Raw genomic sequence first — 26,706 nt, 5'->3', positions numbered from 1 at the left:
TACTGAATCATGAACCCGATCGAACTTTCATTCGAATTCTTCCCGCCGAAGACGCAGGAAGGCGTCGACAAGCTGCGCGCCACGCGTGCGCAGCTCGTGGCGCTCAAGCCCAAGTTCGTGTCCGTCACGTTCGGCGCGGGCGGCTCGACGCAACAGGGCACGCTCGATACCGTCGTCGAGATGGCGAAGGAGGGGCTCGAAGCCGCGCCCCACCTGTCGTGCATCGGCTCGTCGAAAGAGAGCCTGCGCGCGATTCTCAACGAGTACCGCGCGCATGGCATCCGCCATATCGTCGCGCTGCGCGGCGATCTGCCGTCCGGCATGGGCGAAGTCGGCGAATTGCGCTACGCGTCGGAACTGGTGAGCTTTATCCGCGCCGAGTTCGGCGACTGGTTCTGGATCGAGGTGGCTGGCTATCCGGAGTACCACCCGCAATCCCGCTCGCCGCGTCAGGATCTGGAAAACTTCGCCCGCAAGGTGAAGGCCGGCGCCAACTCCGCGATCACGCAGTATTTCTTCAACGCGGACGCATACTTCCGTTTCGTCGAGGATGCGAAGAAGCTCGGCGTCGACGTACCGATCGTGCCGGGCATCATGCCGATCACGAACTTTTCGCAGCTGATGCGTTTCTCGGAGATGTGCGGCGCGGAAGTGCCGCGCTGGATCGCGCGCCGTCTGGAAAGCTTCGGCGACGATCGCGAGTCGATTCGCGCGTTCGGGCTGGATGTGGTGACCGATCTGTGCGGGCGTCTGGTCGCAGCGAACGTGCCGGGACTGCATTTCTACACGCTGAACGGCGCTGCGGCGACCAAGGCGATCTGCGAACGGCTGGGCGTCTGAGCTGGGCGTCTGATACCGCCGGCACCGCCGACATGTTGCACGGAAACCGCACGGCTCATCCGGCCGCGCGGTTTTTTTTCGCCCGGTGAAAACCGTTGCTGCATTGCAACGGCGGGTGCCCGTGGGTATCTTGCTCGCGGCGCGTAAGCCCGCATTGAACCCGATTTTTGTGCTGTCTATGATCAAAGTGCAGCTGACGTGGCTGCTGTGCGGAGAACGTTATGACAGTATCCAAGTTGCTGTTTGCGGTTCGCCATGCCTGTCTTCCCGCTTTGAGCGCCTGTGCGGTTCTGGCCGCCGGCCTTTCACCCGCTGCGGTTCAAGCGGCCACGCTGCCTGACAAAACACTCGTGTTCTGCTCCGAGGGCAGCCCGGCAGGCTTCGACACCGCGCAATACACCACCAGCGTCGAATTCAGCGCCGGCTCGTACACGGTCTATAACCGGCTCGTGGAATTCGTGCATGGCAGCACGGATATCGAACCGGGCCTCGCCGAGAAATGGGACGTGTCGCAAGATGGATTGCAATACACGTTCTATCTGCGCCACGGCGTGAAGTTTCAGACCACGTCGTTCTTCAAGCCGACGCGCGAATTCAATGCCGACGACGTCGTCTTCACCTATCAGCGAATGCTCGATCCGGAGCAGCCGTTCCGCAAGGCGTACTCGGTGCCGTTTCCGTATTTCACCGATCTCGGCCTCGCGAAGAATATTTCGAAGATCGAGAAGCTCGATCCCTACACGGTGCGTTTCACGCTGAAGGAGGTCGATGCGCCGTTCCTGCAGCAGATTGCGATGCCGTTCGCGTCGATTTTGTCGGCCGAATACGGCGATCAGTTATTGAAAGCGGGTAAAGCGCCGGATATCAATCAATTTCCGGTCGGCACCGGCCCGTTCATCTTCCGCAGCTATACCAAGGACGACACGATTCGCTTCGACGGCAATCCGGATTACTGGAAACCGGGCGTGGTTAAAGTCAGCAAACTGATATTCGCGATTACCGTCGATCCCGCGGTACGGCTGCAAAAGCTCAAACGCGGCGAATGCCAGGTGATGGCTTATCCGCGTCCCGCTGATATTCCGGCGGTCAAAGCCGACGCGTCGCTGGCGATGCCGAGCCAGGTCGGTTTCAACCTTGGCTATATCGCCTACAACACCACGAAAAAGCCGCTCGACAATGTGATGGTGCGTCGCGCGCTCGATATGTCGATCAATAAGAAGGCGATTATCGACTCGGTGTATCAGGGCGCCGGCCAGGCGGCAACCAATCCCATGCCGCCGACGCAATGGGGCTACGACAAGAACCTGAAGGACGCTCCATACGACGTCGGCAAAGCGAAAGCGCTGCTCAAGCAGGCGGGCTATCCGGACGGCTTCGATCTCACCTTATGGGCGATGCCGGTTCAGCGCCCCTATAACCCGAACGCCCGGCTGATGGCTGAAATGCTGCAAGCCGACTGGGCGAAGATCGGCGTCAAGGTGAAGATCGCCACCTACGAATGGGGCGAATACATTCGCCGCGGCCATTCCGGCGAGCATGAAGCGATGCTGATCGGCTGGACCGGCGATTACGGCGACCCGGACAACTGGTTAGGGGTGTTGCTCGGCTGCGATGCGGTGAACGGCAGCAACTTCTCCAAATGGTGCTACAAGCCCTACGACGACTTGATCAAAAAAGGCCGCAGCACCACGGATCTGCCCGAGCGCACCAAGGCGTATACGGAGGCTCAGGAACTCTTCAAACAACAGGTCCCGTTCACGCCGATCGCCCATTCCACGGTCTATCAGCCGATCAGCAAGGACGTCACCGGCTTCAAGATCGACCCGTTCGGCCCGACCCAATTCATGAACGTCGGCCTGAAATGACTGTAAGCGGGCCGTTTTTTACCGAGCCCGCCCCCTGAAGCCGCACGCTCCGGCCAGCGCCGGCGTGCGGCTTTTTGTCTGCCCGAATGGTTTCCGATCGTCAACAGAGGGAATTTCCTCCGCTTGTTGGTGTGAGCCAAGCTCAAGTAATATCGCGCTACGCCGGCGGGAGCCGGCCCCGAACCTGGAGGAAACATGAAGCAAAACAATCTGTTGCGCGCCGCGCGTGTTACGACGCTCGTCGCTGCTGCAGCGGCATCGATGGTGGGCGCAAGTGTCGCGCGCGCCGAGATTCCGAATAAAACCCTGGTCTACTGCTCAGAAGGCAGTCCCGCGGGTTTCGATCCTGCCCAATACACCACGGGCACCGATTTCACAGCTAATACGTTCACCGTCTACAACCGCCTCGTGGAATTCGAGCGTGGCGGCACCAACGTCGAGCCGGGCCTCGCCGAAAAGTGGGACGTGTCCCCGGACGGCAAGACTTATACGTTCCATCTGCGTCATGGCGTGAAGTTCCAGACCACGTCGTTCTTCAAGCCGACGCGCGAATTCAATGCGGACGACGTCGTGTTCACGTTCCAGCGCATGCTGGATACGAACCAGCCGTTCCGCAAGGCGTACCCGGTGCAGTTCCCGTACTTCACCGACATGGGCCTCGACAAGCTGATCACCAGCGTCGACAAGGTCGATCCGTACACCGTCAAGTTCACGCTGAAGGAAGTCAACGCGCCGTTCATCCAGAATATGGCGATGGAATACGCGTCGATCCTGTCGGGCGAATACAGCGATCAACTGCTGAAGGCCGGCAAGGCGGCCGACATCAACCAGTTCCCGGTCGGCACGGGTCCGTTCATCTTCCGCAGCTATACGAAGGACGCGACGATCCGCTTCGACGGCAATCCGGATTACTGGAAGCCGAACACGGTGAAGATCTCAAAGCTGATCTTCTCGATCACGCCGGACGCCGGCGTGCGCGTGCAGAAGATCAAGCGCGACGAATGCCAGGTGATGAGCTATCCGCGTCCGGCCGACATCGCGCCGCTCAAGGCTGAAGCGAACATCGCGATGCCGTCGCAGCCGGGCTTCAACCTCGGCTACCTCGCGTACAACGTGTCGCACAAGCCGGTCGACAAGCTCGAAGTGCGTCAGGCGCTCGACATGGCGATCAACAAGAAGGCGATCATCGAATCGGTGTATCAGGGCGCGGGCCAGGCTGCGACGAATCCGATGCCGCCGACTCAATGGTCATATGACAAGAATCTGAAGAGCGCGTCCTTCGACACGGACAAGGCCAAGGCGCTGCTGGCGAAGGCCGGCTACCCGAACGGTTTCGACCTCACGCTGTGGGCCATGCCGGTGCAGCGCGCGTACAACCCGAACGCCCGCCTGATGGCGGAAATGATCCAGGCCGACTGGGCCAGGATCGGCGTGAAGGCGAAGATCGTCACGTATGAATGGGGCGAGTACATCAAGCGTGCGCATGCAGGCGAAGACGACACGATGCTGATCGGCTGGACCGGCGACAACGGCGATCCGGACAACTGGCTCGGCACGCTGCTCGGTTGTGAAGCGGTGAACGGCAACAACTTCTCGAAGTGGTGCTACAAGCCGTTCGACGATCTGATCCAGAAGGGCCGCGTCACGTCCGATCAGGGTGCGCGCACGACGGCTTATATGCAGGCTCAGCAGATCTTCGCGCAGCAACTGCCGTTCTCGGCGATCGCCCACTCGACGGTGTATCAGCCTGTCAGCAAGAAGGTCGTCGACATGCGTATCGAGCCGCTTGGCTACGCGCGCTTCGACGGCGTCAGCGTCAAGTAATTCGTAAAGCTCACGCAGCACGCTTTTCGCACGGTTAGAAAACTGGTCGAAATGGTCCGGCGACCGGGGTCACAAGCCCTTGTCGCCGGTTGCGTTTTCTCTTCATCAAGACCATAGGGACAAACCATGTTCCGCTTCGTTTTGCGCCGCGTCGGCATGGTGATACCGACTTTCATCGGCATCACCATCCTCGCGTTTGCGCTGATTCACCTGATCCCGGGCGACCCCATCGAAGTGATGATGGGCGAGCGCGGCGTCGATCCGGCCATGCATGCCGCGGCGATGCACCGGTTGGGGCTCGACGAGCCGCTGCCGATTCAATACATCCACTACATCGGCCGCGCGCTGCACGGCGACCTCGGCACCTCGATCATCACCAACACCAGCGTGATGGGCGAATTCCTCGCACGCTTTCCCGCCACCGTCGAACTGTCGTTCTGCGCGATGCTGTTCGCGCTGATCATCGGCTTGCCGGCGGGCGTGTTCGCGGCGCTCAGGCGCGGCACGGTGGTCGATCACAGCGTGATGGGCACGGCCCTGACCGGCTACTCGATGCCGATCTTCTGGTGGGGCTTGATCCTCATCATGATGTTCTCGGTGAAGCTCGGCTGGACGCCGGTGTCGGGCCGCATCGCGGTCGAATACGACATTCCGCACGTGACCGGCTTCATGCTGATCGACGCGATGATGTCCACCGACGAAGGCGCGTTCAAATCCGCGCTGAGCCATCTGATCCTGCCGGCCATCGTGCTCGGCACGATTCCGCTGGCGGTGGTCGCGCGGATGACGCGTTCGTCGATGCTCGAAGTGCTGCGCGAAGACTACATCCGCACCGCACGCGCGAAGGGTCTGTCGCCCGGGCGTGTGATCGTCGTGCATGCGTTGCGCAATGCGCTGATTCCGGTGGTGACCGTGATCGGTTTGCAGGTCGGCACGCTGCTTGCGGGCGCGGTGCTGACCGAGACGCTGTTTTCGTGGCCGGGAATCGGCAAGTGGCTGATCGATGCGATCGGCCGGCGCGATTATCCGGTGGTGCAGGGCGGTATCCTGATGATCGCCACCTTGGTGATCGTGGTGAACCTCGTCGTCGATCTGTTGTACGGCGTGCTGAATCCCCGCATCCGCCATACGAGGTAACAATATGAACCCCCACGCTCACTTGCGTTCGCTGCCCCCCGAGGGGGCGCATGCCTCCCTTGAGGCGGCTCTGCGGGAGGCATGAACGAAAATGGCAGACATTCAAAATACCGTCCCCCAGGCCGTCACTCCCCCGAGTGGCCGGGCCATCGCCGCCCGCGAATTCTGGGCGAACTTCTCGCGTAACCGTGGCGCGGTCGGCGCCGGCATCGTCGTGGTGGTGCTGATCTTCATCGCGATCTTCGCGCCGTTGATCGCGCCGCACAGCCCGATCGAGCAGTATCGCGACTTCGTCAAGATTCCGCCCGCGTGGCTCGAAGGCGGCAACTGGAAGTTCATTCTCGGCACCGACGAAGCGGGCCGCGACATCCTCTCGCGTCTGATGTACGGCGCGCGGCTGTCGTTCTGGATCGGCTTCGTCTCGGTGGTGCTCGCGCTGATTCCGGGCATCGTGCTCGGTCTGGTCGCGGCGTTCTTCGAGAAATGGGCCGATACGCCGATCATGCGCATCATGGACGTGCTGCTCGCGTTGCCGTCGCTGCTGCTCGCCGTCGCGGTGGTCGCGATCATCGGTCCGGGCCTCGTCAACACGATGCTGGCAATCGCGATCGTCGCGTTGCCGGGTTATGTGCGCCTGACGCGTGCGTCGGCGCAAGGCGAACTGCAGAAGGAATATGTGACGGCTTCGCGCGTCGCGGGCGCCGGCACGCTGCGATTGATGTTCTCGCAAGTGCTGCCGAACTGCACCGCACCGCTGATCGTGCAAGCCACCCTGGGCTTCTCGTCGGCGATTCTCGATGCCGCGGCGCTCGGCTTCCTCGGCCTCGGCGTGCAACCGCCGTCGGCGGAGTGGGGCGCGATGCTCGCTTCGGCGCGCGATTACATCGACAGCGCCTGGTGGATCGTCACGATGCCGGGTCTGTCCATCCTGATCTCGGTGCTCGCGATCAATCTGCTCGGCGACGGGCTGCGCGACGCACTCGATCCCAAACTGAAACGGATGGCCTGAATGGAACAACCCCCACGCTCACTTCATTCGCTGCCCCCCGAGTCCCCCAAGGGGACTTCCTTCGGGGCGGGGGCGGGTCAGCTCGCTTCGGGCGACCGTGCGCGTACTGACAGCAACTTATTGACCATCCGCAATCTGGCGGTGAACTTCAACGGACTGCCCGCGGTCGACCGGATCAACCTCGATGTCGCGCCGGGCGAAGTAGTCGGCGTGGTCGGCGAATCGGGCTCGGGCAAGAGCGTGACGATGATGGCGCTGATGGGCCTGATCGATGCGCCGGGCAAAGTCACCGCCGACGAAGTCACCTTCAACGGCAAAAACCTGTTGAAGGCGTCGGCGAAGGAACGCCGCAAGATCATCGGCAAAGACATCGCGATGGTGTTCCAGGACGCGCTCACCAGTCTGAATCCGAGCTACACGGTCGGCTATCAGATCAAGGAAGTGCTGAAGCTGCACGAAGGGTTGCGCGGCAGCGAACTGGATAGGCGCGCGCTCGAATTGCTCGACCAGGTCGGCATTCCGGACGCGAAGAACCGTATCGGCGCGTTTCCGCATCAGATGTCGGGCGGGATGAACCAGCGCGTGATGATCGCGATGGCGATTGCCTGCAATCCGAAGCTGCTGATCGCCGACGAACCGACCACCGCGCTCGATGTGACCATCCAGGCGCAGATCATGGAGCTGCTGATCAAGCTGCAGAAGGAACGCGGCATGGCGCTCGTGCTGATCTCGCACGATCTGGCGGTGGTGTCCGAAGTCGCGCAGCGCGTCGCGGTCATGTACGCTGGCGAAGTGATCGAAACCAACCGCGTGCCCGATATCTTCGCCGCGCCGCATCATCCGTACACGGAAGCGCTGCTGGCGGCGATTCCCGAGCACAATGTCGGCGCGGTGCGGCTCGCCGCATTGCCGGGCATGGTGCCGGGCCGCGACGACCGGCCGAAAGGCTGCCTCTTCGCACCGCGCTGCAAGTATGTGGTCGACGACTGCATGAAGGCGCGGCCGGCACTGGCGCCGATGCAAGGTCACGCTGAAGTCGCGCGCGTGCGCTGCATCAAACCCCTGAACCTGAGCGGCGACGCCAACGTTCACACCCATGGAGGCGCACGATGAACGCAGTACTCGAAACGCGGCGCCAGTCGGACCATGCGGGCGATCACGTGCTGGTCGCCGACCAGCTCGCGCGTCACTACACGGTCAAGCGCGGCATGTTCGCTCAGGGCACGGTGAAGGCGCTCAATGGCGTGTCGTTCGCGCTCGAACGCGGCAAGACGCTCGCGGTGGTCGGCGAATCGGGTTGCGGCAAGTCGACGCTCGCGCGTCAACTGACGATGATCGAGACGCCCACCGCGGGCCGCTTGCTGATCGACGGCGAAGACGTGGCCGGCGCCGATCACGCGAAGATCGCGGCGTTGCGGCGGCGCGTGCAGATGGTGTTCCAGAATCCGTTTGCCTCGCTGAATCCGCGCAAGACCGTCGAGCAGACGCTCGGCGAACCGCTCGCGATCAACACGCAGTTGAGCGCCAGCGAACGCGCCGAACGGATTGCGCAGATGATGCGCACTGTCGGCTTGCGTCCGGAACATGCAAAACGGTATCCGCATATGTTCTCCGGCGGCCAGCGGCAGCGCGTGGCGATTGCGCGCGCGATGATTCTCGATCCGCAGATTGTGGTGGCCGATGAACCGGTGTCCGCGCTCGACGTGTCGATCCAGGCGCAGATTCTGAATCTGTTCATGGATCTGCAGGAGCAGTTCAAGACCAGCTACGTGTTCATCTCGCACAACCTCTCGGTGGTCGAGCATATCGCCGACGATGTGATGGTGATGTACTTCGGCGGCGTGGCGGAGCTCGGCGACAAGAAGCGGATTTTCTCGACGCCGCGGCATCCGTACACGCGGGCGCTGATGTCGGCGACCCCGTCGATCTTCGAATCGGATCGCCGCATCAAGATCAAGCTGCAAGGCGAGATGCCGTCGCCGCTGAATCCGCCGTCGGGCTGCACGTTCCATCAGCGCTGCCCGTATGCGATCGACCGGTGCCGCAGCGAAGAGCCGAAGCTGCGTGAAGTGGATGGCCGTCAGGTGTCGTGTCACCGCGCCGAGGAGGTGGGGGAAGTGGATGCCTGATGGGGTGGCGGCGCGTCGTTTTACGCGCCGCTCGCGTGACGGCGGCTACGCCGCTTTCGCGCGGCGCTGGAGGGCGCGTGCACTGACCGGTGCCGCGCTCCTCGGCGTTTGTTCCGTCTTGCATCTGAGCGGTGACGGGCCGATCGTCGCGGCGCATGCCGCGGGGTCCGCCGCCAACGCGCCTGCTCAGGCGGGGCGGCCGGCATTGCCGGTGCCCAATCTGCCGGCGCCGCCGCGCGCCACCTTGCCCGGCTTCAATCCGCCGCCCGCCGCGCCGGGCACCACGGCCAGCGGTCCGGTGCGTTTGCAGCCGGCGCGCATGCCGTTCTATGTCGCCACGCGCGGCACTACCACGATCTACCTGCTCGGCACGTTGCACGTAGGCGATCCCGCCGACTACCCGCCCAACCAGCCATTCCGTCCGCCGATCCTGGGTGCGCTCGCCGCCTCGGGGACGCTCGCGCTCGAACTGTCGCCCGACGAGCTGCTGGTCTCGCAAGACGACGTGTCGAAATACGGCGTATGCCGGCGCGACTGCCTGCCCGGTTTGTTGCCCGATCCTTTGTGGCGCAAGCTCGCGTTTCGTTTGCGCGGCAATCCTGCCGCGCTGGATGAAATCAAGAAGATGCGGCCGTGGCTCGCGTCCTTGCTGGTCGAAACCTACGATTCGTTGAGCGCCGGCTTGCAGACCGAATACGGCACAGAGGCGCAATTGCAGAACGTCTACATCAGGACGCGCGGCAAGATCGTCGGACTCGAGACCTTGTCGCAGCAGATGCGCGCGTTCACGGGGCTGACGCTTGTGCAGCAACGCGAAATGCTCGCACAGGACCTGGTGCAGACGCCCGCGGAAAACGTCGACGACGTGCGCGCTTTGCACCGGCTGTGGAGGGTGGGCGATGCCGATGCAATTGCGGCATGGCAGGCGGCGAAGTCAGAAAAGCTGGCGCGCGACAAGCGGGTCTCCGATCAGATCGACAACAAGATCGTGTATGAGCGCAACCGGCGCTTCGTGTCGCGGATGCTGCTGATCGCCGCGCCGAACAAGCCGGTGTTCGTGGCGATCGGCGCGTTGCATCTGGGTGGGCGTAAAGGCGTGCTGCAGCTTTTGCGGCAGCACGGGTTTGTGGTGGAGGCGGGGTGACGTTACTGGTCGAGCAAAGTTTTAGCGACTTCTTCGACCACCGACGCCCAATCCCCCAACTCCGTTTGCCGGAATAATTTCATGGTCGGATACCACGGCGAGTCGCTGCGGTTTTCGAGCCAACGCCAGTCGGAGTTGGCGGGCAGCAGCACCCATACTGGCTTGCCTAGTGCGCCTGCCAGGTGCGCGACACCCGTGTCCACGGCAATCACCAGATCGAGATTCATGATGAGCGCAGCGGTATCGTCGAAGCTATTCAGCTCAGCGGTGAAATCGTGAGCACGGAAAGCGTCAGGCGCGCTGGCTAGCTGGGCGTGCGCCGGGCCTTTCTGCAGCGGATACCACGCGACATTCCTGACCTCGCTTAGCGCGGACAGGTCAGCCAGTGCCATTGACCGATAGCGGTCATTGCCAAACGTCGGACTGCCGGCCCACGCCAAACCCACTTTGCGCTTCGATTTGCCGTCGGCGTCCACCCGCTTGCGCCATGCCTTGACCTGCGCTTTGTCGGCGAACAGATACGGTACTTCGACAGGAATCGTGGTCAGTTCCGTGCCGACGCACGACGGCACGCTCGTCATCGGCACCCAGAAATCGTACTCGCCGTCAGGTTTGCCGCTGAACGCGCGGCGCACGGCCGGCACGCGTTCGGCCAGAGTCAGCAGCGGCTCCCGTACGAAGGTGTCGACGGTTGCGCCGAGTTGCTCGAGCACGCGTGCATAGCGCAGGAACTGGAACTGGTCGCCGAAACCCTGTTCGCCGACCAGCAGCACGCGGCGCCCGTCGAGCGATTCGCCGCGCCATTCGGCAACCTCCGGAATGGCGATCGCCTCGTAGTCGTTCGTGCGCCAACGCTTCGCATGCTCCGCCCAGCCTTGCTTGTAGTCGCCACGCTTGAGCAGGTGCCACGCGAGATTCTGGTGCGCATCCGCGTACTCGGGATTCAGTGCCAATGCTTGACGATAGAAGCCTTCTTCTTCGTCGAGACGGCCTTGCGCGCCGAGCGATCCACCGAGGCACACCAGATTGGTCGAGTTCGGCTTGAGTGCGACTGCTTGCCGGTAGTGGGTTTCGGCGCCGACGTAGTCGCCGAGCTTGCCGATCAGGCTGCCCAGGTTGACGTGCGCCTCGGCGTACCTTGGGCGCAACAGCAGCGCTTGCTGAAAGCTGGCGATTGCAGCGTCGTGGTTGCCCTGCGCGTTATGCGCATTGCCTGCGTTGAAGTGCGCTTCCGCCGACTGCGGATCGAGCGACAGCACGTCCTGATAGCACGTCAGTGCCTCGTCGTAGCGGCCGAGCTTGCTCAACGCGGTGCCGAGGTTCAAATGCGCGTCGCTGAGCGACGGGTTCGCCGCCAGCGCCAGACGATATTGCTCGATCGCTTGATCGAGCGAACCTTGCGCTTGTAGCGCGACACCGAAGTTGTTGCGTGCGTCGGCAAAATCCGGCTGTAGCTGCAGCGCCTGGTCATAGCAGATCATTGCTTCGTGGCGATGGCCGAGCGCCGCGGCCACGAGGCCGCGATTGCTCCAGCAGGCGGCGTCCGTGCGATCGAGTTCGAGTGCTTCGCTCATCAGTTCTGCGGCGAAGCCATGATTGCCGCGCTGGTGTTGCAGCACGCCGAAGTAGTGCAGTGCCTTTGCATGTGCGGGATCGAGCGCGAGGGCTTCGCGGTAGAAAGGCTCGGCGACATCGAGCCGGCCAGCCTGGTGCGCTTCGAGCGCGGCGTCGAGCACTGAGGCGAGATAGGCGGAAGGCGGCGTATCGCCGCCCGGCGCGTCGGCGCGCGCGGTGTCGAGGTGGGAAGACTGTTCCATGGGAACCTGCTGGAGAGCGCCGGCGGCGCACGTTGTGCGCGCCGACGCGTGTGGATGGGAGACCATCCACCAGCTTATGTTTCTGCACTCATCCTGACGATCGGACGCATCCTAATTCGGCGGCGCTGGTTTGCCGCGGGCAGACGCGGGCAGAGGTTCTGCGCCGCGTCCGTTTTGCGCGTTCTTGCGCGGCAAACGCGGCAAACGCGTCGAACACGGCAAACACGGCAAACACGGCAAACACGGCAAACACGGCAAACACGGCAAACACCGCCGAACCTGTCATTCGTCGAGGTTTGCCGCGCACGCCCGGCAAAGGCCACAGTCCTACAGGAACATCAGGAAATTCAACAGGAAGATGTTCACAACCAGCAAGGTCAGCGCGGTCGGCACCTGCACCTTGATCACCGCGTTCTTATCCGGCAGTTCCAGCAGTGCAGCGGGCACCATGTTGAAGTTGGCGGCCATCGGCGTCATCAGCGTGCCGCAGTAGCCGGAGAACATGCCGATCGCGACCATCACCGCCGGGTTGCCGTGAAACACGCCGACCAGAATCGGCACGCCGACTCCGCCCGTCATCACCGGGAACGCGGCGAAGCCGTTGCCCATCACCATCGTGAAAAGCGCCATGCCGATGCAGTACACGGCCACCGCGACAAACCGGTAGTCGAGGCTGATATAGGCCGTGGTCACGTGAGCGACGGCCTTGCCGACGCCGGCGTCCGAGAACACGAGGCCGAGCATGCCGAGCATCTGCGGCAGCACCGCGGCCCACGAGAGCGCATCGACCAGCCGGCGCGCTTCCTTCGTCGACTGGCCGACGGTGTCGCGCGTCAGCACGCAAGCAATCGCGAGCGCGATCACGCAGCCGATCCCGAAGCCGATCAGCGTCACGTTGGCTTTTTCGATCAGCGGCATGCCGCCGAAGATCAGGTGGCTCGCCGACAACGTGATGATCACGGTGACGACCGGAATCGTCAGCGCGGGCACGAACAGCTTGTTGCCCAGGCGCGCGGCGCTGGCCTTGCGGGCTTCGAGCGACAGCAGTTTCGGCTTGGCCGCGGTCACGCCGCCGAAGCCGGCGATCAGCGCCATCACGACCACCGCCGCGCCGACCACAGCGGGCGGCAGCTTGTCGCCGATCAGGAAGATCAGCGCGTAGAGCATCCAGAAACCGCCGGCGGTGAAGCGGCGCGGGTGCTCCTTGTCGGTGACGATCATGCCGCCGATCACGAGCAGCACGACGCCCAGCAGCCAGAACAGATAGGTAATCGAGAGCATCATGCCTGGTCTCCTGTTGCAGGTTGCGCCGACGTAACAGCAGCGGCGCTCGCGGACGCATTGCCGCGCAATTCGCGTTCGAGCTTGCGGTCGAGCAGATGCAGGCGGAAGCCGTGAATGACGAACGCGCAAACCGCGGTCGGAATGCCCCACACGGCCACGTGAATCGGCTCGACGACGATGCCCGCTTCTTTCAGGAAGGTCGTCATCAGCACGATCGCGCCGAAGGCGACGAAGATGTCCTCGCCGAAGAACAGGCCGACGTTGTCGGTCGCAGCGGAGAACGCGCGCAGCTTGAAGCGGATCGCATCGCTGAGCTTGCCGAAGCGGGTTTCCGTCGCGCCTTCGGCCATCGGCGCGATCAGCGGACGCACCATCTGCGGATGGCCGCCGAGACCGGTCAGGCCGACCGCGGCGGTCAGTTCGCGCACCAGCAGATAGACGATCAGCAAACGCCCCGCCGTGGCGGCCTTGATGCCGCCGATCCATGCTTGCGCGCGCTCGCGCAGTCCATGCCGTTCGAGCAGGCCGATCACGGCGAGCGGCAGCAGGATGATCAACGGGATATTGCGCGTCTTGATGAAGCCGGTGCCGATTTCGGCAAGAATCTTTTCGGGCGGGAAGTGCGCGGCCAAACCCGTGACGATCGCGGCGACCGCCACGATCAGCATCGGATTGAACCGTAATAAAAAGCCGGCGATGATGACGGCCACGCCGATGAGCGGCCATAGACTGACTGTTGTCTGCATCTGGATCTCCAAACAGGGTTTCACAACCTCGCCGCTTGTGGCGGCTCACGTGAGCCGGCGCCTGATGATCCATGCGCCGTCTTGCTGCCGCGGCTCTTGATGGCCGCGTTGCTTCGACTACACCTACACCAGCATCTGCTGAATGACCGCGGGTACGGCAATGAGTCCTGCACCTGGCAAACCTTGGCGAACCCTGACGAACGCCCCGCGGGGAGCGGGGCGTTCTGGGCTTCGCGAGGGTCGGCTGGCGCGCTGTCCGGCGCGTCCTGGCCGGCGCGTCCTGGCCGACGCCTAGACGCGGGCGGCGCCGGCCGCGTGAACTTCGATGCCGGCGTCTTCGAGCGCGCGGCGGATGCGCCGCGCAAACGCCAGCGCGTGCGGACCGTCGCCGTGCAGGCAGATGGTTTGCGCGTTGAGCGGCACCCATTGTCCGTCCACGGCTTGCACGCGGTGCTCGCGCACCATGGCGAGGGTGCGGTTCAGCACCTCGTCTTCGTCGTCGAGCAGCGCGCCTGGCTCCTTGCGCGGCACCAGCGAGCCGTCGGCGCGATAGCCGCGGTCGGCGAATACTTCTTCGATGGCGGTCAGGCCCGCGGTGCGTGCGGCCGTCACCAGGCCGCTGTTGGCGAGCGCGAACACCGCCACCGACGGATCGAAATCGTGCACCGCGGACACGATCGCGTCGGCGATCTTCGCGTCGCGCGCGGCCTGGTTGTACAGCGCGCCGTGCGGTTTGACGTGCGCGATGCGCCCGCCCTCGGCTTGCGCGATCGCCGACAGTGCGCCCAGCTGGTACAGCACGCCCGCGTAAATTTCGTGGGCCGGCAAGTCCATTTCCTTGCGGCCGAAATTCTCGGGATCGTTGAAGCTCGGATGCGCGCCGATCGACACGCCCTTCTGTACCGCCCAGCGCACGCAGTCGCGCATCGCATTGGCGCCGCCCGCGTGCCAGCCGCACGCGATGTTCGCCGAGCTGACGAGGTCGAGCAGTGCCTCGTCGGAGCCGCAGCCTTCGCCGAGATCGGCGTTCAAATCGATTTCCATGGTGTTCCTCTGCTTCGTATTACAGCGCTGCGACGGCCAACTGGCGCGCGCAGCGTTCTTCCTGCATCGCGATCGCGGCATCGATCTGCCGCAGATACGTGCGTTCTTCCAGGAGAGCCTGACGCGCCTCGTACGGCGTCGTCGGGATGAAACGGACTGCCGCGTTCAGGCGAACCTGGGCGAGCTTCCACAGATCGGCCTGAATCACCGCGCCGATCTTTGGATAACCGCCGGTGGTCTGCGCGTCGCTCATCAGCACGATCGGCTGGCCGTTGGGCGGCACCTGGATCGTGCCCGGCAACACCGCATGCGACAGCAGATCGGCTTTGCGGGTGCGCTTCAGTTCGCTGCCCGCGAGACGGTAGCCCATCCGGTTGCTGTTGGGCGTGACGAGCCATTCGTCGGACCAGAAGCTCTCGTGAGCCTCGGGTGTGAAGCTGTCGTACTCCGGTCCCCGCAGCACCCGGATCGGCACGGCCCAAGGCACGCCCGACGGATGCCGGCCGCGCCGCAGCGGCTCGTGGACCAGCACAAACTTGCACCAGGCGGGCGCTTTCACGCCGAACTCCGGCGCCTCGGGGCTGAAGCCGACATGGCCGCGCTGCGGCGGGGCGCCGACCGGCAGGCGGTCGCCGTCGCGCAGCGCCCGGCCGCCGAGTCCGCCGAAATGGCCGGCCAGATCGGTGCTGCGCGAACCGAGCATCGGCAATACGTCGATGCCGCCCGCGATGCAGACGTAGCCGCGCATGCCGCGTTTGGCCGCTTGCAGCACCAGTTCCTGGCCGGCCTGCACTGGCAGGCTCCACCACGAATAAACCGGCTTGCCGTCGAGCGTCGCGCCGAATTCGGTGCCGGTGATCGCCACGCGCGTGGCGCGCAGAAAGCGCAGCACGGTCGGGCCGAAAGTGATTTCCAGGCCGGCCGCATCGGGCCGGTTGCCGACGAGGCGATTGCCGACTTCGAGCGACAGACGGTCGAGCGCGCCTCCCATCGCGACACCGAGATGCCGGTAGCCGTGACGGCCGAGGTCCTGAATCGTGGTCAGGAGACCCGCGCGAATCACATCGATCATGCGTGTATCCCCGCGACGGTGAAGCGCACCCGGTCGCCCGGTTGCAGCAGCGTGGGCGGGCGGCGCGCCGGATCGAACAGCGGCAGTTCGGTGCGGCCGATCAGCTGCCAGCCGCCGGGCGAAGTGGCCGGATAAATGCCGGTCTGCTCACCGCCGATGCCGACCGAACCTGCCGGCACTTCGAGCCGCGGCGATGAACGGCGCGGCGTGTGCAGCGCTTCTGCGAGGCCGCCCATATAGGCGAAGCCCGGTTGGAAGCCGAGGAAGAACACCACGTACTCGCCCCCCGCATGACGCTGCACGACTTCCCGCACCGTCAAGCCGGCGTGATTGGCGACCACTTGCAGATCGGGGCCGAACTCGCCGCCGTACTGCACCGGAATCTCGACTTCGCGGCCTGGCACGGGCACATCGCCGACCGCCTCCCAGGCGGCCCGCAACTGGCCGGCAAGCGTTTCGCAATCGGCTTCGAGCGGATCGAACACCAGCGTCAGGTTATTCATGCCCGGCACGACCTCCAGCACATGTGGCCAGTCTCGCGCGGCCTCGGCGGCGGCCCACACGCGCCGCTGGCATGCCAGCGTCGCGGGCGGCGGCGCCTCGCAGACAAGCGCGGCATCGCCGAGCGGAAAAATTCTTGGTTGGCTCATCACTTGCTGGCCCAGATCGAGTCGGAGAATTCGGGTACGTCGCCCCTACCGAAGGTTATTGGCATAGGACAGGCGACGTTTGAATAGTACATTATCAATAAAATATCAACAATTTCTCAATAAGAGTTTTCGCAGGGCTCCCGGGAACCGGTGGCTCGTCGTACACTCCCGACACCTCCTTTTTCAGCTTCGAGAATCGTCACCATGTCGCGCCACCCCACCAAGATCGTCTCCTCGGAACATCTCGTATCTGACACAAGCGCGGAACTGTCCGAGCTGGAGTACGCGCTCATCATGGCGGGCAATGCGTTCAACCGCTGGATGGTGCGTTGCATGTCGGCGGCCGGCGACAAGGACATGACCGCCATCGAAGTCTCGCTGCTGCACCACGTCAGCCATCGCGAGCGCCGCAAGAAGCTCGCGGATATCTGCTTCGTGCTGAACATCGAGGACACGCACGTCGCCACCTACGCGTTGAAGAAGCTCGTAGCTAGAGGGTATGTAATAAGCGAAAAGACCGGCAAGGAAGTGTTCTTCTCGGCGAGCGATGCGGGCCGTGAGCTCTGCCTGAAGTATCGCGAGGTGCGCGAGAGCTGTCTGATTTCGACGCTGAAGGAAAGCGGCTTGACCAATGAGCAGATCGGCGAGGCTGCGCAGTTGATGCGCAACGCGTCCGGGCTGTACGACACGGCCGCGCGGGCCGCGGCGTCTTTATAAGAGGTCTTCGTGGCCGCATCCTGGCGCGGATGCGGCTGACGGGGCGCTCGCCGGACGCTTGACCGCTTAATCCGCCGACCATGGATAGAGGCCGGCTTCGGTCACGATCAGATCGAGCGGGACGTCGTGGGCTTCGCGTTGCAGCGCTGGCGTGCGGCACGCTTCGTAAGCGATACCGACCGTGACCGGTTTCTTCGGCCCCGGCCACGCGCCCAGCGTGCGGTCGTAATAGCCGCCGCCATAGCCCAACCGGTAACCGTCCTCGTCGAAACCGACGCACGGCACGAACAGAAGATCGGGAATCACGACGCGCCCCGAGGCCGGTTCAGCAATCTTGTGATGACCGATCTTCATCGGCGTATCGGGCTTCCATGCGTGGAACTCGAGCGGCGCGCCGCGTTCTTTGACGACGGGCAAACTCGCTTCGCGTTGCGCGCTGGCTGCGAGCCAGACCGCGATCGCGGCGCGCGCGTCGAATTCGCCCGCGAGCGGCCAGTAAAACCCCACGCTGTTCACGCCGAAGCGTTTCAGCGCATCGAGTATGCGGCGGTTCAGCGCGACATTGTGCGCGGGCTCGGAAGCCGCTTGCAGCCTTGCTTCCAATAGCATTCGACGCAGCGCCTTTTTCGATTCGGCGACGGGGTTGCATGCTATGCTTGGGTTCAATTCGCGCTCCAGAAACAACGATGTCAAAACGCCTTTTCCGAGTATATCGCGCGGCCGGTCTGGCGCTTGCCGCCGCGGCGCTCGTCGCATGTAGCACGGCTTCCGCCGTCAAGCCCATTCCCCTTTCGCAACTCACGAACGACGACCAGATCTTCGTCCAGCTTCGCGAGGCCGCCCGCAATAATGATGCGGCGCGCGCAGCACAGCTGGCGAGCATGATTCCGGGCTATCCGGCGCCGTCTTATCTGGAGTATTTCCAGATCAAGCCGCAGCTGTTCGATTCCACCGGCCATGCGCGCCTCGACGCGCCCGATGAGCCGGTTCTGGCGTTCCTGAAGAAGTACGACGGCCAGGCCATCGCCGACCGCATGCGCAACGACTACCTCACCGTACTCGGCACGCGTCACGACTGGCGCAACTTCGACCAGCAATACGCGCGTTTCGTGCTGAACGACGATACGCAAGTGAAGTGCTACGCGCTCGAATCGCGCGCCGCGCGCGGCGAGAACGTCGCCGAGGCGGCGCGTGCGCTGCTGGTCGATCCGAAAGTGTATGGCGACGGCTGCGTCGATCTGATCACCCTGCTGGCGGTCAACCAGCAATTCAGCACCGACGACGTGTGGCAGCAGATCCGTCTCGCGTACGAGCAGAACTACACGAATACCGGCAGCAAGCTGGTCGATGCGCTCGGCAACCAGGCGCCCGATCCGGTGCTGTTCGGCCAGGCCGCGAGCACGCCGCCGTTGTTGCTGGCGCGCGGCGTCGGTCCCGATTCGCAGTCGCATCAACTCGCGTTGCTGGCGATCACGCGGATGGCGCGCAACGACCCGGCCATGGCAGCGGCCACGTTCGCGTCGGTGGCGCCGTCGCTGAACTCGCCCGAGCGCGCGATCGGCTGGGGCACGATTGCCTATCAGGCCGCCGCGAAGCAGATGCCGGGCGCGCTCGACTGGTATCGTCTGTCGGCGAATGCGCCGCTGTCGAATCCCGCGTACGAATGGCGCACCCGCACCGCGCTGCTGGCGGGTGACTGGAACATGGTGCGCTGGTCGACCGAACAGATGCCGGCGCCGCTGCGCAATCAGCCGTCGTGGGTGTACTGGCATGCGCGCGCGCTGAAGCAGGCCGGCGACACCACCACGGCCAACCAGGAATTCGAATCGATCTCGCAGGGTTTCAACTTCTACGGCCAACTGGCTGCGGAAGAGCTCGGCCAGAAGATCACCGTGCCGCCGAAAACCAGCGTGACCGACGCCGAAGTCCAGCAGGCGGGCAATATGCCGGGGTTCGATCTGGCGCAGCGTTTCTATGCGCTGAATCTGCGGCTCGAAGGCAATCGCGAATGGAACTGGCCGCTGCGCACCTTGAGCGACCGGCAACTGCTCGCCGTCGCCGAATACGCGCGCCGTATCGAGCTGTATGACCGCACCGTGAACACGGCGGACCGCACGAAGAGCGAACACGATTTCTCGCTGCGCTATCTGTCGCCGTTCCGCGATATCGTCGAGCGCGATTCGCAGTCGAACGGGCTCGACATCGAATGGGCGTACGGGCTGATTCGCCAGGAATCGCGCTTCATCATGAACGCGCGCTCGGAAGTCGGCGCGAGCGGCCTGATGCAGTTGATGCCGGGCACCGCGCAACTGGTCGCGAAGAAGATCGGCCTCGGTCCGATTACGCGCGAGCAGATGAACGATATCAACACCAATATCCTGCTCGGCACTAACTATTTGTCGATGATCTACAATCAGTTCGACGGGTCCGCCGTGCTGGCAACCGCCGGCTACAACGCCGGGCCGGGCCGTCCGCGCAACTGGCGGGAATCGTTGCAGCGCCCGGTGGAAGGCGCGATCTTCGCCGAAACGATTCCGTTCCAGGAAACGCGCGACTACGTTAAGAATGTGTTGTCCAACACGGTCTACTACGCGGCATTGTTCGAAGGCCGTCCGCAATCGCTGAAGGCGCGTCTGGGTTATATCGCACCGTAAGCGCCGTGCCGCCGCCGCATCCGGTCGATGCGGCGGTGCGCCACGCCAGCCGTTGCCGCGGCTTCCACCAGGGAGTCGAAAATGCGACATCAAGCCATTGCGATCATCGGCGGCTCCGGTTTTATTGGCAGCCATCTCGTCAACGCGCTCGTTGAAATGGGCAAAGACGTGCGCATTGCCACTCGCCGGCGTTATAACGCCCGCCATCTCACACTGCTGCCCGTCGACGTGATCGAGGCCGACGTATTCGATCCGGTCCAGCTCGCGCGCTTCGTCGAGAATGCCGATGCCGTGATCAACCTGGTCGGCACGTTGCATGGCAAACGCGGCACACCGTATGGCCGCGAGTTCGCCAGGGCGCACGTCGAACTGCCGACCAAAATCGTTGCTGCTTGCGAAGGCAAGGGCGTGCATCGGCTGATTCATCTCAGCGCGCTCGGCGCCGATATGAACGGGCCGAGCATGTACTCGCGCTCGAAGGGCGACGGCGAAAAGGCCGTGCATGCGGCCAATGTGGCGTGGACGATCTTCCGGCCTTCCGTGGTGTTCGGCGCCGAGGACGAATTCCTCAACAAGTTCGCGTTCCTGCAGCGTGTCTTCCCCGTGATTCCGCTCGCCATGCCGGATGCGAAGTTCCAGCCGGTGTATGTCGGCGACGTCGCCAAAGCAATCGTCAACGTACTCGATCTCGACGCAGCCAGCGGCCATACCTACGAACTGGGCGGCCCCACTGTCTATTCGCTCGAGGACCTCGTCAGGTATTGCGGCGACGTGATCGGGCGGCATGCGCGGATCATCCGTCTGCCGGAAGCATTGGCGCGTTTGCAGGCATTGACGTTCGAAATGGCGCCCGGCGAGCCGGTGATTTCGCGCGACAATCTCGATTCGATGAAAGTCGACAACGTGCTGAGCGGGCCGATTGCGCCCGAACTGGGCATCGAGCCGGCCAGCATCGAGACGATTGCGCCCGTGTATCTGACCGGCGCGTCGAGCCGCTCGCGCTTCAACTGTTTTCGCGCCAACGCGGGGCGCTGAACCTTTTTCTCTCCTCTCTTTATACAAAAGCATGAAGCTGCTTATCGGTGACAAGAACTATTCGTCGTGGTCGATGCGTCCGTGGCTGCTGTTCAAACATTTCGGCATTCCGTTCGAGGAGGTGCCGGTCGAACTGGGTGAACCCAACACGAAGTCCGCGATTCTGGCTCACGCGCCCACGGGCTCCGGCAAGGTGCCGTGTCTGATCGACGAAAACGGCTCGGCCATTTGGGATTCGCTGACGATCGCCGAGACGCTGGCTGAGCGCTTTGCGCAACACGCGCTCTGGCCACGCGACGCAACGGCACGCGCTCACGCGCGCAGCATCAGCGCAGAGATGCATTCGGGCTTTGGCGAATTGCGCTCGAACATGTGGATGAACATCCGCGCGTCGTTTCCAGGCAAGAACGGGACGCCAGGCGCGCTGGCCGATATCGCGCGCATTGACGCGATCTGGCGCGGGTGCCTCGACACATACGGCGGTCCATTCCTGTTCGGTGAGTTCAGCATTGCCGACGCGATGTACGCGCCTGTGGTGATGCGCTTCACCACCTGGCAGCCGGCTTTGTCCGAAGCCGCCGCGGATTACGTTCGGCGCGTGACGGCGTTGCCGGCTGTGAAGGCGTGGATCGACGGCGCGCTGCATGAAACGCATGCGATTCCTTATCAAGACGTATGCCCATGAAAATCTACGCGGTAGGGGGCGCGATCCGCGACGAGTTGTTGGGCGTACTGGTGCAGGATCGCGATTACGTGGTGGTCGGCGCGACCCCCGAGCAGATGGTTGCGCAGGGTTACAGGCCGGTCGGCAAGGATTTTCCTGTGTTCCTGCATCCACAGACGCGCGAGGAATACGCGCTCGCGCGCACCGAGCGCAAGACGGCGGCGGGCTATCACGGCTTCCAGTTTTTCTACGCGCCCGACGTCACGCTTGAAGAAGACCTTGCGCGCCGCGACTTGACGATCAACGCGATGGCGCGCGAGGTGCGCCCGGACGGTGAGTTGACCGGGCCGGTGATCGACCCGTTCAATGGCCAGGCCGATTTGCAGGCACGGCTGTTCCGTCATGTCAGCGATGCGTTTCTCGAAGATCCCGTGCGGATTTTGCGGATTGCGCGGTTTGCGGCGCGGTTTGTCGATTTCACGGTGGCGCCCGAGACGATGGCGCTGATGTGCAAGATGGTCGCCGGCGGCGAAGTGGATGCGCTGGTGGCCGAGCGCGTGTGGCAGGAAGTGTCGCGAGGTTTGATGGAGAAGAAGCCTTCGCGGATGTTCGATGTGCTGCGCGAGTGCGGTGCGTTGGCGCGGATTCTGCCGGAGATCGACGCGCTATTCGGCGTGCCGCAGCGGGCCGATTATCACCCTGAGGTGGATACGGGGGTGCATGTGATGATGGTGGTCGATTACGCTGCGCAGCAGGGGTACGCGTTGGCCGTGCGATTCGCTGCGTTGACCCACGATCTTGGCAAGGCGACGACGCCGGAGGAGGTGTTGCCGCGGCATATCGGGCATGAGGGGCGCAGCGTGGATTTGCTGAAGCCTTTATGCGAGCGGCTGCGGGTGCCCAATGACTGTCGCGATCTGGCTCTACTGGTCGCGCGGGAGCATGGGAATCTCCATCGCGTGATGGAGATGGGCGCTGCCGCGCTGGTGAAGTTGCTCGAGCGCAGCGATGCGATTCGGAAACCTGCGCGGTTTGCGGAAGCCTTGCAGGCTTGTGAGTCTGATGCTCGCGGCAGGCTTGGGTTTGAGATGCAGGCGTATCCGCAAGCTGAGCGTTTGCGAATTGCTCTAATGGCTGCACGGGCTGTTGATGCTGGCGCCGTGGCCAAGCGGCTCGCTGACTCACCGGGGGCGATCAAGGAGGCGGTGCATCAGGAGAGAGTTCGGGCTGTCGAAGCTGCTATTGGGTAAGGGCTGGGTAAGGGCCGGGTAAGGGTCTTTTTGGCCCTCCCGGCGGTTTATGTCTGTGTGTCTAAGTGAAACCTACAAAACCCGAGCCAGAAGAGACAACACTATCGACAGCACGAGCGTAGACATAAAAGGAAACGGATACTCCCGCCCGAAGAGGTGCAAGGTCACATCTCCGGGCATCCGTCCAATCCCGATCTTCCTGAGCCACGGCCAGCAGGCCGACAACACCGCCACGGCAATAAACGTAGTCAACAGCCAGCGGATCATCGCGAATCCTCAAGGCAAAAAATCAAAGCGTATGTGACCGGTCGCCACTGGAAAACGCCGCAAGCGTGTCATCCAGTCCACGCGAAAACGCGATCACCTTGAACAGCTCTCCCATCTCCGCCTCGGACAACAACTTCTGCACCGCATTCGCCGCAGGCAAAAATCTCGCCGTATCAGAAGGATCGATCTCCGACAACGCCTCGGTAATCCCCGCATTCAACAAAAACCGCGCTTGCGAAGTAAACCCCAACAGATCCGCCCCGGCCTCGACCCCGGCTTCGGCGATACCGGTAAATTCCACGTGCGCGGTAATGTCCTGCAAGCCGGGATGAACAAATGGATCGCCGTGCGCCCGGTGCCGGTAATGACACATCAACGTGCCCTGCGCACGCTGCGCGTGGTAGTACTCGTGACGCGGAAAACCATAGTCGATGAAAAAGGCCGCGCCACGCGTCAGCATCGTGCAAATGGTCCGCGTGAAAGCGGACGCCGCTTCGTGCGTCTCGGTCACGTAATCGTCGCCGGCAGCCTCGATCTGGGCGAGAAACGCTATGTCCGCAGCCGCGGAAACAGGGCGGTCGTCGAACGCAAACGCCTCATCGCGCCAAACCACGCCGCGCTCGTGCCAGGCGCGGCCGCTAAAAGCAAACAGCCGCACCGGCATCGCATCCAGTACTTCGTTGCCGATCACCACGCCCTCGAAGCGCTCCGGCAACGCGTCGAGCCAGCGCACCTTCGCTGCCAGCGCCGGCGCGGCGGCTTCGATGGTTTCGCGTTGGCGCTCGCGCAATTCGCCTGATAAATCGACGATCGAGTAGCTCTCGAATACGACGTCCAGCGCGTCGAGCGCGTTCAGCAACCCGGCGGCCAGTTTGCCGGTGCCGGCGCCGAATTCCATCAGGTCGCGCGTGCCGCTCGCCTGCAAGGCCTCGGCGATAGGGCGCGCCAAGGTGGCGGCAAACAGCGGCGACAGTTCCGGCGCCGTGACGAAGTCGCTGCCGTCGTCCGCGCGGCGGCCGAATTTGCGGGCACCGCCGCTGTAATAGCCGAGTCCCGGCGCGTACAGCGCGCTTTCCATATAGCGGTCGAACGGCAGCCAGCCGCCGGCGGCTTTGAGCTCCGCGCGGAGCTGCGCGACCAGCGCTTCGGACTGCGCCAGCGCGCTCGGGCCGGGAGCAGGTAAACTATCGGGTTGGTGAGCTTTCGGATTCATCCCCGCATTGTAAATGACCGCCTCTTTCGACACCGCCGCCGCCCGCGCGCCCGAAACGCCCCGCATCGTGCTGATTACCGGCGCCGCCCGGCGCATCGGCCGGGCGCTCGCGCTCGGCTTTGCCGCGCGCGGCTGGGACGTGGCGGTCCATCACGGCGCGTCGAAGGCGGAGGCCGCCGAAGTGGTCAAGGAAATCGTCGCCATGGGCCGCCGGGCGGTCGCTCTGCACGCGGAATTGGGCGACGAGGCCCAGGTCGAGCGGCTCCTGCCGGCGTGTACCGCCGCGCTGGGCCGCCCGACGTGCATCGTCAACAATGCGTCGCGCTTCGAGGAAGACACCGCGCAGAACGTCGGCTACGAGCTGCTGCTGAAGCTGACGGCGATGAATCTCGGCGCGCCGCTGGTGCTGGCGCGTATGCTGTTCGAGGCGACGCCGGAGGCCGCGCGCGCCGACGAAAGCCAGCGCGCGGTTGTCATCAACGTGCTGGACCAGAAGCTGTACAACCTGAACCCGGATTACCTGTCGTACACGCTGTCGAAGGCGGCGTTGCAGACGGCGACGGTTGCGCTCGCGCAGGCGTTGGCGCCGAAAGTGCGCGTGGTCGGGCTCGCGCCCGGTCTGACGATGCAATCCGGCGATCAGACGCCGTCCGGTTTCGCAGAAGCTCACCGAGCTACGCCTTTGGGCCGCGCGTCGCGGCCGGAGGATATTGTCGCCGCCGCGCTATATCTCGCCGATGCAGCGGGCGTCACCGGAACGACGCTGGTGGTCGACGGCGGGCAGCACCTCGTGCCGCTGCCGCGCGACGTAATGTTTTTGACGGGCGCCTGAAGCGCGCGCGGCCTGCCGATAATGGCGGTTGCCGTGCTTTGAAGCGTCCCTTTGCGTGCCCCGCACGCTTTTTTCGACTGGAACGAACATGTTTGCCGCTCTTTCGCATCCCCGGCTCGCCGATTGCCGCCGGCTCTTTCTGCGCAATTACGAAGTGCACATCAACATCGGTGTGCACGACTTCGAAAAGCGCGGCGAACAGCGCGTCGTGATCAACGTCGAACTGTTCGTGCCGCTCGCGCTGTCCACGCCGGTCGAAGACAAGCTGCGCGAAGTCGTTGACTACGACTTCATGCGTTCGACCATCGCGCGCCGCGTCGAGCAAGGACACATCCACTTGCAGGAAACGCTCTGCGACGACCTCGTCAAGACGATGCTCGAGCATCCGCAGGTGCGGGCGGCGCGCGTGTCGACCGAAAAGCCGGACGTTTATCCCGACTGCGACGCGGTGGGCGTCGAAGTCTTCCGTATCAAAGAGGATTGAGCCATGAATGCTCAGGAACTCCTGAACGACACTGAGGCCACCGAGGCCACTGAAGCCGGGCACGCCGCGAAGGCCAGGTCGCCGCTCACGCGCCGCGAGCAGAAAGAAGCGTACGAGAACAACAAGCTGTTCAAGCGCCTCGCGCGCCAGGTCGGTCAGGCGATTGGCGACTTCAACATGATCGAGGACGGCGACAAGGTGATGGTCTGCCTGTCGGGCGGCAAGGACAGCTACGCGATGCTCGACGTGCTGATGCGGCTGCGCGAACGCGCGCCGATCCACTTCGACATCGTCGCCGTGAACCTCGACCAGAAGCAGCCCGGCTTTCCCGAGCACGTGCTGCCCGAGTATCTGACGCAGCTCGACATTCCGTTTCACATCGAGAACCAGGATACGTACAGCATCGTCAAGCGGCTGGTGCCGGAAGGCAAGACCACCTGCTCGCTGTGCTCGCGGCTGCGGCGCGGCATCCTGTACCGCGTCGCCGGCGAACTCGGCGCGACCAAGATCGCGCTCGGCCATCATCGCGACGACATCCTGCAAACGCTGCTGCTGAACCTGTTCTACGGCGGCAAGCTGAAGGGCATGCCGCCCAAGCTGCAATCGGACGACGGCAAGAACATCGTGATCCGCCCGCTCGCCTATGTGAAGGAAACCGATCTGGAAAAATATGCGGAGTTGCGCGAATTTCCGATCATTCCGTGCAACCTGTGCGGCAGCCAGCCGAACCTGAAGCGCGCGGAAATGAAGGCACTCGTCCGCGATTGGGAAAAGCGTTTCCCGGGCCGCGTCGAAAACATGTTCAATGCCTTGTCGAACATCGTGCCGTCGCATCTGATGGATCACAAGCTGTTCCCGTTCGCCGGTCTGCGCGCAACCGGCGAGGCCGACCCGCAAGGCGATATCGCGTTCGACGAAGAACCATGTTCGACCGACGCCGGCGATGGCGCAACCCTTAACGGATCGAAGCCGATTTCGATCGTCCAGTTCGACGATCTTTGAGCGGTTGTCTGAGCGGTTGTTTGGGCG

General features: G+C 63.6%; 25 protein-coding genes. 16 read left to right on the top strand and 9 right to left on the bottom strand.

Annotated elements, in window-relative coordinates; genetic code table 11:
- The first annotated feature begins 9 nt into the window (after positions 1 to 9).
- The 8 genes from metF (at position 10) to AC07WT_RS20160 (ending at position 9,948) form a co-directional block, all read left to right on the top strand.
- Positions 10 to 840, top strand: coding sequence for a methylenetetrahydrofolate reductase [NAD(P)H] (metF, locus tag AC07WT_RS20195; RefSeq protein WP_494948221.1), 831 nt, complete (start codon positions 10 to 12; stop codon positions 838 to 840).
- Between the two features lie 221 nt (positions 841 to 1,061).
- Entirely contained in the window at positions 1,062 to 2,705 is a 1,644-nt protein-coding gene (locus tag AC07WT_RS20190) for an ABC transporter substrate-binding protein (RefSeq protein WP_494948220.1), read from the top strand.
- A 195-nt stretch (positions 2,706 to 2,900) separates the two neighbouring features.
- Positions 2,901 to 4,529, top strand: coding sequence for an ABC transporter substrate-binding protein (locus AC07WT_RS20185; RefSeq protein ID WP_494948219.1), 1,629 nt, complete (start codon positions 2,901 to 2,903; stop codon positions 4,527 to 4,529).
- 126 nt (positions 4,530 to 4,655) lie between these two features.
- Positions 4,656 to 5,666 carry an ABC transporter permease subunit gene (locus AC07WT_RS20180; RefSeq protein WP_494948218.1) on the top strand — a complete coding sequence of 337 codons (1,011 nt, stop codon included), beginning with the start codon at positions 4,656 to 4,658 and terminating at the stop codon, positions 5,664 to 5,666.
- Between the two features lie 91 nt (positions 5,667 to 5,757).
- Positions 5,758 to 6,675: an ABC transporter permease subunit gene (locus AC07WT_RS20175; protein ID WP_492592665.1), complete on the top strand. Its 918-nt coding sequence runs from the start codon at positions 5,758 to 5,760 to the stop codon at positions 6,673 to 6,675.
- Positions 6,676 to 6,795: 120 nt separating this feature from the next.
- Positions 6,796 to 7,788: an ABC transporter ATP-binding protein gene (locus AC07WT_RS20170; protein ID WP_494948452.1), complete on the top strand. Its 993-nt coding sequence runs from the start codon at positions 6,796 to 6,798 to the stop codon at positions 7,786 to 7,788.
- Positions 7,785 to 8,804: a peptide ABC transporter ATP-binding protein gene (locus tag AC07WT_RS20165; protein ID WP_494948217.1), complete on the top strand. Its 1,020-nt coding sequence runs from the start codon at positions 7,785 to 7,787 to the stop codon at positions 8,802 to 8,804. Before AC07WT_RS20170 ends, AC07WT_RS20165 begins: the two co-directional genes overlap by 4 nt.
- Complete coding sequence (locus tag AC07WT_RS20160) at positions 8,797 to 9,948, top strand: TraB/GumN family protein (protein WP_494948216.1); 1,152 nt, start codon at positions 8,797 to 8,799, stop codon at positions 9,946 to 9,948. Before AC07WT_RS20165 ends, AC07WT_RS20160 begins: the two co-directional genes overlap by 8 nt.
- A 2-nt stretch (positions 9,949 to 9,950) precedes the next feature.
- Here the strand turns inward: AC07WT_RS20160 and AC07WT_RS20155 are convergent, their stop codons facing one another.
- From AC07WT_RS20155 to pxpB, 6 genes are all read right to left on the bottom strand, one after another.
- Positions 9,951 to 11,765, bottom strand: coding sequence for a tetratricopeptide repeat protein (locus AC07WT_RS20155; protein ID WP_494948215.1), 1,815 nt, complete (start codon positions 11,763 to 11,765; stop codon positions 9,951 to 9,953).
- A 327-nt stretch (positions 11,766 to 12,092) separates the two neighbouring features.
- Positions 12,093 to 13,049, bottom strand: coding sequence for a DUF979 domain-containing protein (locus tag AC07WT_RS20150; RefSeq protein ID WP_494948214.1), 957 nt, complete (start codon positions 13,047 to 13,049; stop codon positions 12,093 to 12,095).
- Entirely contained in the window at positions 13,046 to 13,795 is a 750-nt protein-coding gene (locus tag AC07WT_RS20145; protein ID WP_492592671.1) for a DUF969 domain-containing protein, read from the bottom strand. The genes AC07WT_RS20150 and AC07WT_RS20145 overlap by 4 nt, the downstream gene beginning before the upstream one ends.
- 291 nt (positions 13,796 to 14,086) lie before the next feature.
- Positions 14,087 to 14,839: a 5-oxoprolinase subunit PxpA gene (gene pxpA / locus AC07WT_RS20140; RefSeq protein WP_494948213.1), complete on the bottom strand. Its 753-nt coding sequence runs from the start codon at positions 14,837 to 14,839 to the stop codon at positions 14,087 to 14,089.
- A 19-nt stretch (positions 14,840 to 14,858) separates the two neighbouring features.
- Positions 14,859 to 15,911, bottom strand: coding sequence for a 5-oxoprolinase subunit C family protein (locus AC07WT_RS20135; protein WP_492592673.1), 1,053 nt, complete (start codon positions 15,909 to 15,911; stop codon positions 14,859 to 14,861).
- Complete coding sequence (pxpB, locus tag AC07WT_RS20130) at positions 15,908 to 16,561, bottom strand: 5-oxoprolinase subunit PxpB (RefSeq protein WP_494948212.1); 654 nt, start codon at positions 16,559 to 16,561, stop codon at positions 15,908 to 15,910. The genes AC07WT_RS20135 and pxpB overlap by 4 nt, the downstream gene beginning before the upstream one ends.
- A gap of 204 nt (positions 16,562 to 16,765) precedes the next feature.
- On the opposite strand from pxpB, the gene AC07WT_RS20125 reads away from it, so the two are divergent.
- Positions 16,766 to 17,278 carry a winged helix DNA-binding protein gene (locus AC07WT_RS20125; protein WP_492592675.1) on the top strand — a complete coding sequence of 171 codons (513 nt, stop codon included), beginning with the start codon at positions 16,766 to 16,768 and terminating at the stop codon, positions 17,276 to 17,278.
- Positions 17,279 to 17,344: 66 nt separating this feature from the next.
- On the opposite strand, the gene AC07WT_RS20120 is transcribed toward AC07WT_RS20125, so the two are convergent.
- Positions 17,345 to 17,887 carry a 5-formyltetrahydrofolate cyclo-ligase gene (locus tag AC07WT_RS20120; RefSeq protein WP_494948211.1) on the bottom strand — a complete coding sequence of 181 codons (543 nt, stop codon included), beginning with the start codon at positions 17,885 to 17,887 and terminating at the stop codon, positions 17,345 to 17,347.
- A 77-nt stretch (positions 17,888 to 17,964) separates the two neighbouring features.
- On the opposite strand from AC07WT_RS20120, the gene AC07WT_RS20115 reads away from it, so the two are divergent.
- From AC07WT_RS20115 to AC07WT_RS20100, 4 genes are all read left to right on the top strand, one after another.
- The gene (locus AC07WT_RS20115; protein ID WP_494948210.1) at positions 17,965 to 19,932 is read left to right on the top strand and encodes a lytic transglycosylase domain-containing protein; all 1,968 of its coding nucleotides are present in this window, start codon (positions 17,965 to 17,967) and stop codon (positions 19,930 to 19,932) included.
- Positions 19,933 to 20,013: 81 nt separating this feature from the next.
- Positions 20,014 to 20,967: a complex I NDUFA9 subunit family protein gene (locus AC07WT_RS20110; protein ID WP_492592678.1), complete on the top strand. Its 954-nt coding sequence runs from the start codon at positions 20,014 to 20,016 to the stop codon at positions 20,965 to 20,967.
- A gap of 31 nt (positions 20,968 to 20,998) precedes the next feature.
- Entirely contained in the window at positions 20,999 to 21,652 is a 654-nt protein-coding gene (locus AC07WT_RS20105; RefSeq protein ID WP_494948209.1) for a glutathione S-transferase family protein, read from the top strand.
- On the top strand, positions 21,649 to 22,881 hold the full coding sequence (locus tag AC07WT_RS20100; RefSeq protein WP_494948208.1) for a multifunctional CCA addition/repair protein: 1,233 nt from the start codon (positions 21,649 to 21,651) through the stop codon (positions 22,879 to 22,881). Before AC07WT_RS20105 ends, AC07WT_RS20100 begins: the two co-directional genes overlap by 4 nt.
- A 72-nt stretch (positions 22,882 to 22,953) precedes the next feature.
- Here the strand turns inward: AC07WT_RS20100 and AC07WT_RS20095 are convergent, their stop codons facing one another.
- Both AC07WT_RS20095 and AC07WT_RS20090 read right to left on the bottom strand, forming a co-directional pair.
- A complete protein-coding gene (locus AC07WT_RS20095; protein ID WP_492592681.1) occupies positions 22,954 to 23,148 on the bottom strand; it encodes a DUF2905 domain-containing protein in 195 nt (64 codons plus the stop codon).
- A gap of 22 nt (positions 23,149 to 23,170) precedes the next feature.
- Entirely contained in the window at positions 23,171 to 24,361 is a 1,191-nt protein-coding gene (locus AC07WT_RS20090) for a class I SAM-dependent methyltransferase (RefSeq protein WP_494948207.1), read from the bottom strand.
- Positions 24,362 to 24,374: 13 nt separating this feature from the next.
- On the opposite strand from AC07WT_RS20090, the gene AC07WT_RS20085 reads away from it, so the two are divergent.
- The 3 genes from AC07WT_RS20085 to ttcA all read left to right on the top strand — a co-directional run bounded on the left by AC07WT_RS20085 (position 24,375) and on the right by ttcA (position 26,679).
- Positions 24,375 to 25,193, top strand: coding sequence for an SDR family oxidoreductase (locus AC07WT_RS20085; RefSeq protein WP_494948206.1), 819 nt, complete (start codon positions 24,375 to 24,377; stop codon positions 25,191 to 25,193).
- Between the two features lie 88 nt (positions 25,194 to 25,281).
- Positions 25,282 to 25,677, top strand: a complete 396-nt coding sequence (locus AC07WT_RS20080; RefSeq protein WP_115101604.1) for a dihydroneopterin aldolase — start codon at positions 25,282 to 25,284, stop codon at positions 25,675 to 25,677.
- A gap of 3 nt (positions 25,678 to 25,680) precedes the next feature.
- The gene (gene ttcA / locus AC07WT_RS20075; protein WP_494948205.1) at positions 25,681 to 26,679 is read left to right on the top strand and encodes a tRNA 2-thiocytidine(32) synthetase TtcA; all 999 of its coding nucleotides are present in this window, start codon (positions 25,681 to 25,683) and stop codon (positions 26,677 to 26,679) included.
- Positions 26,680 to 26,706 lie beyond the last annotated feature (27 nt).

The organism is Paraburkholderia sp. GW821-FHT02A12 (assembly GCF_059422005.1).
Note: the sequence above shows the minus strand (reverse complement) of the source record. Positions and strands in the feature narration are given on the sequence as shown.

Coding starts and splice junctions, on each gene's coding strand:
- AC07WT_RS20125 (WP_492592675.1), top strand. CDS start 16,766: ATGTCGCGCCACCCCACCAAGATCGTCTCCTCGGAACATCTCGTATCT.
- ttcA (WP_494948205.1), top strand. CDS start 25,681: ATGAATGCTCAGGAACTCCTGAACGACACTGAGGCCACCGAGGCCACT.
- AC07WT_RS20120 (WP_494948211.1), bottom strand. CDS start 17,887: ATGCTATTGGAAGCAAGGCTGCAAGCGGCTTCCGAGCCCGCGCACAAT.
- AC07WT_RS20155 (WP_494948215.1), bottom strand. CDS start 11,765: ATGGAACAGTCTTCCCACCTCGACACCGCGCGCGCCGACGCGCCGGGC.
- AC07WT_RS20175 (WP_492592665.1), top strand. CDS start 5,758: ATGGCAGACATTCAAAATACCGTCCCCCAGGCCGTCACTCCCCCGAGT.
- AC07WT_RS20180 (WP_494948218.1), top strand. CDS start 4,656: ATGTTCCGCTTCGTTTTGCGCCGCGTCGGCATGGTGATACCGACTTTC.
- AC07WT_RS20135 (WP_492592673.1), bottom strand. CDS start 15,911: ATGATCGATGTGATTCGCGCGGGTCTCCTGACCACGATTCAGGACCTC.
- AC07WT_RS20100 (WP_494948208.1), top strand. CDS start 21,649: ATGAAAATCTACGCGGTAGGGGGCGCGATCCGCGACGAGTTGTTGGGC.
- metF (WP_494948221.1), top strand. CDS start 10: ATGAACCCGATCGAACTTTCATTCGAATTCTTCCCGCCGAAGACGCAG.
- AC07WT_RS20190 (WP_494948220.1), top strand. CDS start 1,062: ATGACAGTATCCAAGTTGCTGTTTGCGGTTCGCCATGCCTGTCTTCCC.
- pxpB (WP_494948212.1), bottom strand. CDS start 16,561: ATGAGCCAACCAAGAATTTTTCCGCTCGGCGATGCCGCGCTTGTCTGC.
- AC07WT_RS20085 (WP_494948206.1), top strand. CDS start 24,375: ATGACCGCCTCTTTCGACACCGCCGCCGCCCGCGCGCCCGAAACGCCC.
- pxpA (WP_494948213.1), bottom strand. CDS start 14,839: ATGGAAATCGATTTGAACGCCGATCTCGGCGAAGGCTGCGGCTCCGAC.
- AC07WT_RS20110 (WP_492592678.1), top strand. CDS start 20,014: ATGCGACATCAAGCCATTGCGATCATCGGCGGCTCCGGTTTTATTGGC.
- AC07WT_RS20150 (WP_494948214.1), bottom strand. CDS start 13,049: ATGATGCTCTCGATTACCTATCTGTTCTGGCTGCTGGGCGTCGTGCTG.
- AC07WT_RS20095 (WP_492592681.1), bottom strand. CDS start 23,148: ATGATCCGCTGGCTGTTGACTACGTTTATTGCCGTGGCGGTGTTGTCG.
- AC07WT_RS20105 (WP_494948209.1), top strand. CDS start 20,999: ATGAAGCTGCTTATCGGTGACAAGAACTATTCGTCGTGGTCGATGCGT.
- AC07WT_RS20165 (WP_494948217.1), top strand. CDS start 7,785: ATGAACGCAGTACTCGAAACGCGGCGCCAGTCGGACCATGCGGGCGAT.
- AC07WT_RS20145 (WP_492592671.1), bottom strand. CDS start 13,795: ATGCAGACAACAGTCAGTCTATGGCCGCTCATCGGCGTGGCCGTCATC.
- AC07WT_RS20185 (WP_494948219.1), top strand. CDS start 2,901: ATGAAGCAAAACAATCTGTTGCGCGCCGCGCGTGTTACGACGCTCGTC.
- AC07WT_RS20090 (WP_494948207.1), bottom strand. CDS start 24,361: ATGAATCCGAAAGCTCACCAACCCGATAGTTTACCTGCTCCCGGCCCG.
- AC07WT_RS20160 (WP_494948216.1), top strand. CDS start 8,797: ATGCCTGATGGGGTGGCGGCGCGTCGTTTTACGCGCCGCTCGCGTGAC.
- AC07WT_RS20115 (WP_494948210.1), top strand. CDS start 17,965: ATGTCAAAACGCCTTTTCCGAGTATATCGCGCGGCCGGTCTGGCGCTT.
- AC07WT_RS20080 (WP_115101604.1), top strand. CDS start 25,282: ATGTTTGCCGCTCTTTCGCATCCCCGGCTCGCCGATTGCCGCCGGCTC.